The 12669-nt window shown below is 71.9% G+C and carries 10 protein-coding genes; 4 read left to right on the top strand and 6 right to left on the bottom strand.

Features of this window, described 5'->3' with window-relative positions:
* Positions 1-16: 16 nt before the first annotated feature.
* The 3 genes from WMF14_RS35200 to WMF14_RS35190 are packed head-to-tail and all read right to left on the bottom strand — an operon-like array spanning position 17 to position 3415.
* Entirely contained in the window at positions 17-1582 is a 1566-nt protein-coding gene (locus WMF14_RS35200; protein ID WP_437793317.1) for a dipeptidyl-peptidase 3 family protein, read from the bottom strand.
* 37 nt (positions 1583-1619) lie between these two features.
* Positions 1620-2555: an SDR family oxidoreductase gene (locus WMF14_RS35195; protein ID WP_437793316.1), complete on the bottom strand. Its 936-nt coding sequence runs from the start codon at positions 2553-2555 to the stop codon at positions 1620-1622.
* The gene (locus WMF14_RS35190; RefSeq protein WP_272095436.1) at positions 2552-3415 is read right to left on the bottom strand and encodes a lysophospholipid acyltransferase family protein; all 864 of its coding nucleotides are present in this window, start codon (positions 3413-3415) and stop codon (positions 2552-2554) included. Before WMF14_RS35190 ends, WMF14_RS35195 begins: the two co-directional genes overlap by 4 nt.
* Before the next feature lie 377 nt (positions 3416-3792).
* Here WMF14_RS35190 and WMF14_RS35185 point away from each other — a divergent pair, with 377 nt between their 5' ends.
* Entirely contained in the window at positions 3793-4263 is a 471-nt protein-coding gene (locus tag WMF14_RS35185) for a GNAT family N-acetyltransferase (RefSeq protein ID WP_437793314.1), read from the top strand.
* On the opposite strand, the gene WMF14_RS35180 is transcribed toward WMF14_RS35185, so the two are convergent.
* The 3 genes from WMF14_RS35180 to WMF14_RS35170 all read right to left on the bottom strand — a co-directional run bounded on the left by WMF14_RS35180 (position 4230) and on the right by WMF14_RS35170 (position 8892).
* The gene (locus WMF14_RS35180; RefSeq protein WP_272095434.1) at positions 4230-4550 is read right to left on the bottom strand and encodes a hypothetical protein; all 321 of its coding nucleotides are present in this window, start codon (positions 4548-4550) and stop codon (positions 4230-4232) included. The genes WMF14_RS35185 and WMF14_RS35180 overlap by 34 nt on opposite strands.
* 380 nt (positions 4551-4930) lie before the next feature.
* On the bottom strand, positions 4931-6763 hold the full coding sequence (locus WMF14_RS35175; RefSeq protein WP_437793312.1) for a protein kinase domain-containing protein: 1833 nt from the start codon (positions 6761-6763) through the stop codon (positions 4931-4933).
* 236 nt (positions 6764-6999) lie between these two features.
* Positions 7000-8892, bottom strand: a complete 1893-nt coding sequence (locus tag WMF14_RS35170; protein ID WP_437793310.1) for a radical SAM protein — start codon at positions 8890-8892, stop codon at positions 7000-7002.
* Between the two features lie 153 nt (positions 8893-9045).
* On the opposite strand from WMF14_RS35170, the gene WMF14_RS35165 reads away from it, so the two are divergent.
* From WMF14_RS35165 to WMF14_RS35155, 3 genes are read left to right on the top strand one after another with little or no spacing between them, the layout of a single operon-like run.
* A complete protein-coding gene (locus WMF14_RS35165; RefSeq protein WP_437793309.1) occupies positions 9046-11289 on the top strand; it encodes a HEAT repeat domain-containing protein in 2244 nt (747 codons plus the stop codon).
* Positions 11286-11666 (top strand): exodeoxyribonuclease VII small subunit, encoded by a 381-nt coding sequence (xseB, locus tag WMF14_RS35160; RefSeq protein WP_437793307.1) that lies wholly within the window; start codon positions 11286-11288, stop codon positions 11664-11666. The genes WMF14_RS35165 and xseB overlap by 4 nt, the downstream gene beginning before the upstream one ends.
* A gap of 16 nt (positions 11667-11682) precedes the next feature.
* A complete protein-coding gene (locus WMF14_RS35155) occupies positions 11683-12411 on the top strand; it encodes a competence/damage-inducible protein A (RefSeq protein WP_437294310.1) in 729 nt (242 codons plus the stop codon).
* Positions 12412-12669 lie beyond the last annotated feature (258 nt).

The following is a 12669-nucleotide window of genomic DNA, read 5'->3' as shown; positions in this document are numbered from 1 at the left end:
GCCGCTCGCCGGCGGCTCACTCGCCGGCGAGCGGGTAGATCGGCCGGATGTCGATCGGGATCCCCGCGAGGCCGCCGAGCGCCTGCTGCATTGGCTCCGAGACCTCTCCGTACCTGGCGAGGAGCTCGCCGGCGGCCTGCCTGTCGCCGCGGTGCTGCACCATGCAGAGATCGCGGACGAGGCGGGTGATGGCGGCCTCGAGCTCCGCGGCGTCGACGGTGAAGCGCCGTGTCGCCGGGTCGAAGCGGGCGGCGCGCTCCTCGAGGAACCGGTTGATCTGGAGCGCGGCCCCCTTGCCGTGCGCCTCGGCCACGCCGAAGCGGGTGCTCCTGAAGAGCCCTGCGAAATAGGAGATGAGGAGCTTTTCCCTGAAATCGGCCGCGAAGTGGCCTCGCTGGATCATGAAGAGGACGTTGTAAGCGCCCATCACGTCGGCCTTGGCCTCCTCGAGCGCCGAGTACGTCGGGCCGAGCGCGATCCGCACCTCGACCCGCTCCCCGCCCACGGTCGTGAACGCAGGGCCCAGGCTGTGCGAGAGCTCGTGGAAGAGCGTCTCGTTGAAGAACGCGTCGGAGGACAGGTGATCGAGCTGCGCCGGGTCGAGGATGCGCTCGGCGATGGGGCGCATGATCAGCTCGAACTTCGTCTCGATGACGTTGCGGAGCAGGACCTTCTTGGCCCCCTTCTCGGCGCGGACGCGCTCGTCGTTCGGCAGGTTGAACGCGATCGTCTGGACCGATTTGCGGGCGTCGCCAGCGCTGAACACGAGGTCGACGACCTGGATGGGGCTCTCCCCGCCGCGCGCCGTCTTCACGTCCTCGGGGACAGGCAGGTTGCGCTCCATCTCCGGGAGGAGCTCCTTGTACTTCGAGAGCTTCCGGGAGGCGTCGGGGTCGCTCACCGTGACGAACGACTCGAACGAGGCCTTGAGGCCGAGGAGCTCGTCCTCGTAGGTCTCATAAGGGCCGATGGTCGCCTCGACGCGGCTGTCGAGGTCCATCCAGTCCTTGTCGGATGCATAGTAGTCGTCGGAGCGGAACGCGGCGGCCCGGGACCTCAGGAACCGTCGCAGGCTCTCGCTCGCGGTGAGCGCCGCGGCCTCCTCGAGGAGCGCGCCGGCGGGGCCGAGCCACGCCGCATAAGCCTGGCTGTACGGCACGGCGACGAGCCGGCCCTGGTCCCGACGGATGAGCGTGAACAGGCTCGTGAAGGCCTCCTTGTCGCCCGGGTGCTGCTCGATCCACGCGTTGAGCTCGTCGGCCGAGAGATCTTCCGGGTAGAAGCCGGCGCCAGGCGGATGGGGCTCGTCGATGGCGAAGGGGCGGTGGTGATCCTGCCTGTCCCATGGGCCGCGCATGATGTCGAAGTAGGCGAGCCTGTCCCGCCCCTCCGGGGTGCCGTCCGCGACGAGCTCCTCGCGGAGCTCCGGGTTCCCCGCGTAGGCCTGCCGATCGAACACGGGATCGAGCTGCCGCGAAGCCTCGATGAGCTTGGCGAGCGCCCTCTTCTCCGGCTCGGGCAGATCGCCGATGTCCGCGGTGAGCCTGGCCGGCGCGAACTGCTTGACCTTCTCGGACAACATCAGGACCTCCTTATCTCATGAGAGGTTATCCCCCGGCTCAGGAGCGGCTCGCTGGGACCGGGTGGGCGTCGCGGTACTCGCGGATGGCCTGGGCTTCGTCGATGGCGTGCTTGAACCCGGTCGCGGCGCGGAACGCGGCCCCGTCCACGACGACGGGGTACTTGATGTGGGTCAGCGCCGCGCGCGGGAGCTTCGGCAGGCCGAAGCGGCCGAGCGCGTTGCGCAGGACGAACTCGGGGAGGGGCACCGCCACCCGGCCCGCCGCCCGGATGATGAGCGACAGGGGCACAGGCTGCGGGCCAGAGACGTTGTAGACGCCCCGGATGCGCTTCTCGAGGGCGAGGCAGATGGCGGTGACGACGTCCTGCTCGTGCATGAACTGGAACAGCGGGTCGAACCCGAGCACGTACGGGACGTGGGGGCCGCGGAGGAAGCTCGCCAGCGTGCCGTGGCCTGTCGGGCCGAGCGTGTAGCACATGCGGAGAACGGTCGTGCAGAGCTCCGGAGCGCGCCAGAGCGCCGTGCAGGCGTAGAGATCGGCCGCGACGAGGTCGGCGAGCTCGGGGAAGGTGGACACCGCCATCGGAGGATCCTCCTCCGTGTGGTAGAGCGGCGACTCGGGGCCGGCGCCGTAGTAGGTGTGTCGGCCGACGAAGATCACGTGCTCGACCCCGCAGGCGCGGCTGTTGTCGAAGACGACGCGCGTGCCGCCGAGGTTGATCCGATACCGCTCCTCCGTCTGCTCCACGAGGTGCGTCACGGTCGCCATGTGGATGACGGCCTGGGGCCGGGTCTTGCGGAACACGTCCTCGGCGGCGCGCTTCTGCAGATCCACGTTGTGCATCTCGATGCCGGCCGGGGCGGTCGGCCACGGCCGCCGGTCGATGCCGATCACCTCGTGCCCCTCCTCGAGGAGGCGCGTCGCGACCATGCGGCCAAGCTGGCCGGTGATCCCTGGAATGAGGACCCTCATGCGTGCTCCTTCGATGAGGCGGGCCTGGGCGGCGTGGCGCCGCGCCAGTCCAGCGAAAGCTTCCCGCGGCGCCGCTTTCGACCGGCCTCGATGAGCTCGGCGATCCTCGCCTTCACCTGCTCGACGTGGCCCAGGATCACCTCGTCTTCCTCGGCGCCGGTCCCGGCGAACGTCATCGGCTCGCCGTAGGTGATCTCCAGCTGGACCGGCAGCGGCGCCGGGATGAGGTACGGGGTGATGGGGATGTACGGCACCCCTAGCAGCCGGCCGATCGTGTACGAGTTGGCGATGGTCGGCACCGCCTCGCCGCCGCCGACGAAGCCGAAGGGGATGACGGGCGTCCTCGTCTTCATCGCGAGCCGGACGAACCCGGACCCGAAGTGCACGAGCGAGTTGCGCTCGCTGTAGAGCTTGGCGGTGCCGCGCGCCCCCTCGGGGAACACCATGAGCAGCCGCTCGTCCTCGAGGAGGCGGCTCGCGTGCTCGGGGAGGCCGGTGAACTGCCCTGTGCGGCTCGACCAGAGCGAGGTGAAGGGGAGGCGATTGATGAATTTCTCCGCCATCCCCTCGGCCAGGCGCGGCGGATCCATCTCGAAGAACATCGACGCGACCACCATCGCCCCGTCGATGGCGACTCCCCCGCAGTGATTGCCGACGAGCATCGCCCGCCCGCGCGCGGGGACGTTCTCCAGGCCCGTCACGCCCACCGAGAAGTAGTGATGATAGAAGAAGTCCAGGAGGGAGAAGAAGAGACCCAGGTGCTTCTGGGAGATGCCGTAAGGATCGACCCCGAAGCTGTTGAAAGGGATCTCCAGCCGCTGGACGCGCTGGGCAATCGAGTCGCTGACGAGCAGTGTCAAGGGTCACCCTCCGGGAGGCTTCGGCGCCCGGAGGGTATGCGCGATCGGGCGAGGAGCACAACCTCCGCCAACCGGCGCAAGAGGCCGCCGGCGCGGCCGAGCCACGGACCGCGCGCCGCGCTCCGCGCGCGCCCATCGAGGATCGCTCCTTGAAACATAACGCGCCGCGGCGACGCCTTCGCGGGCGGTCGTCGCCGGCCGCGCTCGTCGCTGGATCGAGGCGCTGCGCGTCGTGCGCGTTGTGCGTGCGCGTAGTGATTGAGCAGCCGTGCTGCCCGCGCTATGGGGTCGGCCATGTCGATCCGACGCCGCGCTCCCGAGCTCTCCGGCCGTACGGGCGGAGAGCGTCCCTGCGACGCCCGCCGGGAGGTCGCCTCGTGACAGCGCTCGTGATCCGCCGGGCGGCGCCCACCGACGCCGCGCTGATCGCGGCGAACAACCGGGCCATGGCGCTCGAGACGGAGGGCAAGGTGCTGGATGCCGCCACCACCCTCCGCGGCGCCGCCGCGCTGATCGCGGATGAGGCCAAAGGGTTCTATCTGGTGGCCGAGCACGCGTCCGAGATGGCCGGGCAGCTGATGATAACCTATGAATGGAGTGACTGGAGAAACGGTACTTTCTGGTGGATCCAGTCCGTCTATGTGACCCCCGCGCAGCGGCGCAACGGGGTCTTCCGGGCGCTGTATCGGCGAGTCCACGAGATGGCGGCGGACGCGGGGGACGTATGCGGCATTCGCCTGTACGTGGAGACCGCGAACGCGCGAGCGCAGTCGACGTATGTCGCGCTCGGAATGCGGCGTTCGCACTACGAGCTCTACGAGCTCGATTTGACCTTGGGCTCGTCCTGAGCCGTCCGGCTCTCCTGGTTCGAATCAGGGGGGACGACCGCGGCCATCGACGGCCAGGAGCCCTTGACGAGGGCTCGCATCGCGGCCGTCTTCAGCGCCACCTCCCCAGGATCGAGGAAGACGCCGAGGGCCTGGCGGATGTGCGGGAGCGAGCGGATGAGATCGGCTGGCGTCATCGCTTCGGGCGGCGACACGTCGCACCGCTCGCAGGCCTCCTGGATGATCCTTCTGGCGAACGCGGGTGCGAGGCCACAGCACTCGACGACCTGCTCGAAAAGCGAGCGCATGAGCTGGTTCCCCCCGGGGTAACGTCCGACGTGCGGCGCGTCTTTCACTTGGGCGAGCACATACCGCCCCACGACAAGAATAGCCTACCTCCCCTATCGCGCTCGTGAGGCGACCACTGACGTTCTGCTGTCTTCCGTGAGCATGTAGGCCACGCTGCGGCGCGTTCAATGTGCGATAGCGCGACCCGACGTCGCGCTATCGGCGCCGAGGTCGCGGGTGCTCGCGGTCGTCGGGGTATTGGACGTGTCTCCATGGTCGGAGTGTTGGACGAGGTGGCGAAAAGGATCATGGCTCGGCCCGGGGGCCGCGCTGGGGCCATGCGCAGGTACCGTCTCGGGCTATCTCCGCAGTGACGTCGTGCGTCACAGCCCTGTGCGCGTCACAGGCCTGATGGCTTGAAGGGCGTCCGGGAGGTCGTCCGTGGAGCGCTCCGCTTCGGCTCTGGCGCCTTTGGCGGGGTCTTCGGCGCCGGGCTTCGAACGGTCGATGAGCGGGTGGCCGGCTTCGCCGTCGGGGCCGTGGATCCGCTGGTCGTGCGCGTGTCGGGCCGGCTCGTCCTGGGCTTGACGGCCGTGGGCGGGGTCGCTCTGGAGCTCGGCCGCGGAGCGGGGCTCGTCGCACGGTTGGCGGTGGGAGCAGGGACCTGTGCGGGCCTCCCCGCGGAGCCCGGGGCGGAGCTCTGGGCGGCTCTGCCGGGAATCACGCCCTGAGCGGAGCTGTCGGGAACAGCGCCCTGAGCGGAGCCGCCGGGGACTGAGGATCCCGTCGGTTCGCCGGGATGCCCGGGCGCGGCCGCCTGGAGCGGCCCGCTGGCCGCCGCGGCCGCGGGGAAGAAGGACGAGATCCGGGAGACAGAGGCGCTCTCCGCCGTGAAGGGAGCGGCGGGCTCGCGCTGGCCGACGGCGAGAAAGGCGCCCGCCCCGAGCGTGAGCGCGACCGCGCAGGCGCTGGCGAGCACGCGGCGGCGCACGATGTGGTGCCGGCCGCGGGAGACGGCCTCGGAGACGACGGCGCCCAGCCCCGGCGCGCTGCCCTCGACGCCCGAGTTGTCCGGCGCCGCCTCGGCGCTCCGCTGGCTCAGGGGCAGACGATCGCTCGACGGAGCGCGTTGGCTCAGGGGCAGACGATCGCTCGACGGAGCGCTCAGGGGCAGACGATCGCTCAACGGAGCGCGCTGGCTCAGGGGCAGACGATCGCTCAACGGAGAGCGCTGGCTCAGCGGCGATCGCGCCGATCTGGGCGCCGACGCGGGACCGCTCCGCGCGCTGACCGGCCCGGCGAGGCCCTCCGGCGGCCCGCGCAAACCGACCTCCTTGATGAGCGCCTCCACCGCTCGGGGCGACGACACGGCGAGGCCCGGCGTCTGCATGGCCGCGTCTTCCAGCGCCTCGGCGAACGCCGCGGCGGTCGGGAAGCGGTCGTCGGGGTCGGTGCGCAGCGCGCGCAGGCAGATCTGGTCGAGCGCGGTGGGCACCGACGGGACCACCCCGCGCGGACCCGTGGGCGCGCCCTCGAGGATCTGCGCGATCAGCGCGCCGTCGTTGTCGGCCTTGAACAGGCGCTCCTCCGTGAGCATCTCCCAGAGCACCACGCCGGCCGAGTACACGTCGCTGCGACGATCGACGTTCGCGGCCCGGATCTGCTCGGGCGCCATGTAGGCGAGCTTGCCCTTGAGCGCGTTGCCCCGCGTCGACACGAGCCTCGTCTCGGCGCGGGCCACGCCGAAGTCGGTGATGCGCGCGATGCCGTCGACGCCGACGAGCACGTTCTGCGGCGAGACGTCGCGGTGCACGAGGTGGAGCGGCTCGCCCTCGCTCCCCGTGAGCTCGTGCGCGGCGTGGAGACCCGCGAGCACGTCGAGGAAGATGCGGAGCGCGATCCCGAGCGGGACGGGCCGCTTCGCCCGCGCGCACGTGCGGAGCAGGTTGTGCAGCGACGGCCCCTCGATGTACTCCATGACGAGGAACAGCGGGTCCTCGACGAGATCGAACGTCGCGACGACGTTGGGGTGGCGGACCCGCGCCGCGAGGCGCGCCTCGTCGAGGAACATCGCGACGAACTCGGGCTCCGCCGCGATGTGCGGGTGCATCATCTTCAGGGCGACGAGGCGCTCGAACCCGCCGGCGCCCACGGCACGCCCGAGATACACCGTCGCCATGCCGCCTGACGCGATGGCGCGCAAGCTCTCATAGCGGCCCGCGTGCAAGGTCACGTGACCAGACTACACCATGCGTGGTGCGTTCTCCACGACTCCCGCGCCGCTCGCGCGAGCGCGTGCTCCTCCCACACGGCCCACACGGCCGCGAGGAGAACCGGATTCTGTGTCGATGTGAGGCGCCCTGCGACTGATCACCGAGCCCAGAGGCGCCGAGCCCAGGGCTCACGTGACCTGTCTGTCGGCGATCCGGGGCTGTGGTGCCGCGCGCGGCGTGGGAGGAGGAGGCGCGATCAGCTGACGATCGGCAGCCGCCGGGCCGCCCGCCGTGAGCGCGCGCCGCCCTGCTCGCGCTCGCGCAACGCAAGGTCGTGCTCGATGATCGTTAGGGGGTTGTCGTAGGCCGGTAAAGGAAGATCCTGATTCTTCGCATAGACAGGGTGCCTACCGTGCTTCTTGTACCACTCGGCCACGGTGGCGTTGGCCTTCATCTTCTCGAGGATGTTCCGCCATCCAGCCCCGGTGTTGTACGCACAAAAGCTGATCTCGCCGAGCTGTGTTCCGTACGGAATGATGCACATCTCGGTGCGGCGGAAGTCGTAATTGAACAGATCCTGGAACCACATGCCCGCGACGAACAGGACCCGCCACTCGTACTCGCGGGCGTCGCCCTCGCCGGCGTGCGCGGCGCCCGTCTGGCTCATGAACTGCTTCAAGAGCGTCGCGAGGTGGAAGCCGGGCGGCGCCTTGTCCGGTTGGTAATGGCGCAGCAGCGCCGCGACGACCTGCGCCTTCGTGAGGGCGCGGCCGCGCCCCGCGTCGAAGATCGCGCGCAGATCGGAGAGCAGCCCTTCGACATCGATGAAGTCGAGCAGCGGGACCATCCGCTTCGTCTTCTTGTGGACGAACAGCACGGTCCCGATCCCGCAGTTCGGGTGGCAGCCGCAGTTGATTTGCCCCCAGTCCTTGTCGGGGCCGTCGAGGAGGTCGGTCACGTTGCCGAAGGGGCTGAGCGCCGACAGGGGGAACCAGTCGCGCAGCGGGTCGGTCACGCCGGTCTGCCGGGCGATGTCGTGCGCGAGGTGGCTCAGCGTATAGCGCTGCTTCTCGCGCAGCTCGTCGGAGATGTCCTCGTCGCGGCCGGTGAAGCTGACCGGCTGGAAGCTGACGACCGTGATCTTGTCGGCGTTCTGGACCGCAAAGTCGATGATGGGCCCCACCTGATCGTTGTTGACCCCGTTGACGATCGTCACGACCAGGATGACGTCGATCCCGGCGGCCGAGAGCTCCTCGATCGCCCGCAGCTTCACGTCGTAGAGGTTCCCGATCTTCCGGTGGCCGTTCGCGTCGTTCGTGACCCCGTCGAACTGCAGGTACGCCATCCGGAGGCCCGCTTCCTTGGCCTTCCTGGCGAAGCCCGGCTCGTCCGCGAAGCGGATCCCGTTCGTCGCGCACTGCACCGCGAAGTACCCCTTCTCGCGCGCGTACCGGATCGCGTCGAGGAAGTGCGGGCTCAGCGTCGGCTCGCCGCCGGAGAACTGGATCGACATCTGGCGGCGCGGGCGCACCGCCGCCGCGTCGTCGAGGATCCGCGTGATCTCCTCCCAGGAGAGCTCATGCACGTAGCCGACCTGATTGGCATCCATGAAGCACGGGTCGCACATCATGTTGCAGCGGTTCGTCAGGTCGACCGTGAGCACCGCGCCGCGGCCGTAACGGATGGTGCTCGAGCCGTGGTCGTGGATCCTGTCCTTCGTCATCTCGACGTCGCGGCCGCCGAAGAGGCGCTCGATCCGGGCCAGGAACGCCGGGTCGATCGAGATCGTGTCCGAGAAGAAGCCGTGCTTCGGGCACGTCTTCTCCATGACCACGCGCCCTTCGCGCGCGACGATGCTGGCGCGGATCTCACCGGGGTTGTCCGTGATGAGCCTGGTCCAGTCCGCCCTGCCACTCAGGATCTCGGCGCGCGCCTCCTTGACGCAGCGCGGGCACAGGCTGTCCGTCTCGCGAGGCCAGCCGAGCGGGGGCGCCGTGCGCTCGCCGCCCCTCGGGATCGGCTTGTCGCTCCACTTCGGGTGAAACGGCCTGGGCTCGCCGCCGAGGCGGCTCAGTCGCCGCAAGACCGGCCACGCCTTGTCGGCGGAGACCGTGATGGCCTTTTCCAGTGTCCGTACCAGGTCGATCAAGCGTCACCTCTCTCACAGCCGTATTTCGCGGCTGCACGGTAGGTCGACCTAGCGCGTGCTTCCATCAAATTCCAGGCTGTCACGCGGCGCTGACACGGCCTGGCCTGGGGCGTGACAGCGGGCCGTCGATCGCGGGATAGTGCGGTGCAGCGAATGCGATTCCTCCCTGGAACCCCCCGCGCCCTGGGCCTCGCCGCGGCGCTCGCGGCCACCGCGATGGCGGGCTCGGCAGCGCCTCAGCCGGTCGCGCGGACCGCCCGGGCGCCGCAGGCCGCGGACGAAGGCGGCAAGGCGCCCGCGGGGGCCGAGGCCGGCGCGACGCCGCTGCGCGGCAGCCTCGGCGTGCCCGTCGGCGAGCGGCTGCTCTCGTCGAGCGACCCGGCGGCGCGGCTCCGCGGCATCGAGCGGCTCGGGGCGATCGGCACCGAGGAGGCGGTGAGCGCGCTGCTCGCCGCGCTGGAGCAGCACGGCGCCCCGGGGGCGCGCGATCCCAGGGCGCGCCTCGCGACGGTGCGGGCGCTCGCGCCGCACGCGCAGCGCGACAGCGTGCGCCAGCTCCTCGCGCGCGAGCTCTCGGAGAGCGCGCCCGCGCGCGGCGCCGCCTCGCCGCTCGGCGAGGTGCTGCGCGGCACCGCCGCCCTCGCGCTCGCGCGCACCGGCGAGCGGCGCGCGCTCGGCGTGCTCGTGAACGCGATCGTGCAGGGCGGGGCCGCGGGCGAGGCCGCCGCCCGCGCGCTCAAGGCGCACCCGCCCGCGTCGCTCCAGCTCCTGCTCGGCAGCCGCAAGCGCCTCGAGCCGGCGCTCGCGAGCTTCCTCGGCGATCTCGGCGATCTCCGGGCGATCGCGGCGCTCCGGCCGATGCTCGAGGGCGGCGACAGGGCGGCGCAGGTGGCCGCCGCGCGCGCCCTCGCGCGCCTCGGCGACGAGGCGGCGCTGGCGAAGGCCCGCGCGTGGCTCCGGAAGCCAGAGCCGGGGCTCTTCGAGCCGACCGCGGAGATCCTCGTCTATCTCGGCGCGCCGGAGGCGCCGGACGCCGTGGCCGCGCTGCTCGGATCCGAGCTCGGGCGGATGGAGGGGCTCAGGCTGGCCGAGCTGGCGCCGGCGGAGCGGCTCGTGCCGGCGCTCGCGCGCTCTCTGCCGCTGCTCCCCGACGACGCGCGGCCCCGCGCGGTCGCAGCGATCGGCCGCGCGGGCGGCGCGGAGGCGGCGCGGCAGCTGCATCGGCTCCTGAGCGAGCGCCCCGAGCTCGCGACGGCGGCCGCGTTCGCGCTGGCGACGATGCCGGGGGCCGAGGCGCGGGCCGCGGTCGCGGAGCTCTTCGACGGCCCGCGCGCGGCGAAGGACGCGGACCTCCGCAGGCTCGGCCTGCGCGCCGGGGTGGTCCGCGGGCTCGCGCTGCGCGACGCGCCCGAGGCGCTCGAGAAGCGGCTGCTCGCCGCGCTCGCCGCGCCGAAGGGGTCGAGCGATCGCGCCGTCGGGGTGTTCGGCGCCGTGGCGCTCGGCCTCCGCGACGCGGTCGATGTCGTCGGCGCCTGCTCCCCGTCCTCCTGCGATCGCGTGGCGGTCCACGCGGCGGCGCGCGGCGCGCTCGCCCGGGGCGAGCGCGCCCTCGCCGCCCTCGCGCCGCTCTTCGCGGCGCTCGCGGCGTCGGGCGCCGCGTCGCCGCCCGGCGCCGCGAGCGCCGCGAGCGCCGCGAGCGCCGCGCAGAGCGGCGATGCGGCGCCCGACGCGGCGGGGATCTCGGCCGGCGTCGCGCTGCTCGCGGAGCCCGGGGGCGGGGCGATCGCGACCTCGCGGCTCGCCGCGCTCGCAGAGGCGGGCGGGCCGCTGTCGCCGCTCGCCGCCCGCGCGCTCGCGACCCGCGACGACGAGGTGGTCCGCGGCAGGATCGAGCGGCTGCTCGAGGGGAGCGATCCCGTCGTGCGCGCGCACGTCGCGCTCGGCCTCGGGAGCGACCCCATGCCCGACAGCGTCTCCCTTCTCGCCCGCGCGTACCGCTTCGAGGACGACCCCGCGGTGCGCCGCGCGATCGTCCGCGGCCTGTCCCGGCGCGCCGAGGTGCAGCGCAGGCGCGTCCTCGTCGCGGCGCGGGATCTCGATCCTGACGAAGGGGTGCGCGCGCTCGCGCGGGCCGCCCTCTCCGGCGTCGACGCGCGGGCGCTCGATCCGCCGCGCTCCGCGCTGGCGACGGGCGTCGTGTGGGTGGCCATCGTCCCGAACGACCGGAGCGCGTCCATGAGCGCCTCCTCGCGCCCAGCACGGCTCGTCCGGCCGGATGGGCTAGCGGTCCCCGTCGTGGCCGATCCCGACGGCGTGCTCCTCGTGCCGGCGGTGCCGCCCGGCGCGAGCGCCGTCCTGCTTGCGCCGGCCGCACCCCCGGGGGACCCTGGCTCATGACGACGATGAGCAACGCGACGGACGAGGGCGACGCGGGCGTGGAATCACGCGCCGAGCCACGCGTCGAATCGAGCGCGGAGCCCCGCGCCGCCGGGGCGCCGGCGAAGGCCGAGGCCGACCGCGCTCCGCGGAGCGGCGGCGCGGCCGCGGGCGCCGACGCGATGTCGTTCGAGGAGTCGACGCGCCGCCTCGCGAAGATCGTCGCGGAGCTCGAGGGCGGCGACCTGCCGCTCGAGCGCGCGCTCTCGCTCTTCGAGGAGGGCATCCGCCTCTCGCGGTCGGCGCAGGAGCGCCTCGATCGCGCGGAGAAGCGCGTCGAGGAGCTGCTCGGGATGGACGCCGACGGGCGCCCGGTGACGCGCGAGTTCGAGAGCTGAGCGGAAGAAGGGTGACATGAGGACCGCAGCGGCGCTGATCATCGGCAACGAGCTGCTCAGCGGGAAGATCGCTGACGAGAACCTGGTCGTGCTCGCGGGCACCCTGCGCGCGCTCGGCGTCAGGCTGGAGCGGGCGGTCATGGTGCTCGACGAGCTCGAGGTGATCGCCGCCGAGGTGCGGGCGCTCGCGGCGTCGCACGACTGGGTCTTCACGAGCGGCGGCGTGGGCCCGACGCACGACGACCTGACGATCGCGGGCGTCGCGCGAGCGTTCGGCGTGCCGGTGGTCAGCGCGCCCAACATCGAGAGCCTCCTGCGCGATTACTATGGAGATCGGCTCACCGAGGGGCACCTGCTCATGGCCCGCATCCCGGAGGGCGCGCGGCTCGTGACCGGCGGCAGCGCCGCGTGGCCCGGCGTGGTGATGCGCAACGTGTGGATGCTGCCCGGCGTGCCGCAGATCTTCCGGGCGAAGCAGGCGCTCATCCAGGCGGAGCTCTCCGGGGGGGCGCCGTTCGTCTCGCTCGCGGTGTTCACGACGCTCGACGAGGGGCAGCTCAAGCCGATGCTCGACCGCGTGGTCGAGGCCCACCGCGACGTCGACATCGGCTCCTATCCGAGGTGGTCCGGCGTCGAGTACCGCACGAAGCTCACGTTCGACGGCCTCGTCGAGGCGAGGGTGCGCGCGGCGCGCGACGCGTTCGCCGAGAGCCTCCCCGCGGAGACGATCGTCCGCGTCGAGTGACGCGCGCCGTTCTCGCTCCGCCCGCCGGCGTCGGGCTCGTTCGGGATGCGGCAGCCGACGGGCGGAAGCGGTAGCCGAGCCTGTCTGGCGAGCGGAAGCCGACGGGTCTCCGCCGGATGACGACAGGTTCCACCTCGGATGACGATGAACCCCCCGTCGGATGACGGCGGGTACCCGCCTTGATGACGACGTCTCCGGGCCGGCTGACAATGGCTCGCCGCCCGGTGCCGATGGGTTCCGTCCGGATGCTGACGGGCT

The organism is Sorangium sp. So ce693 (assembly GCF_051521375.1).
Lineage (GTDB): Bacteria > Myxococcota_A > Polyangia > Polyangiales > Polyangiaceae > Sorangium > Sorangium atrum.
This window is presented reverse-complemented; position numbering and strand designations above follow the sequence as displayed.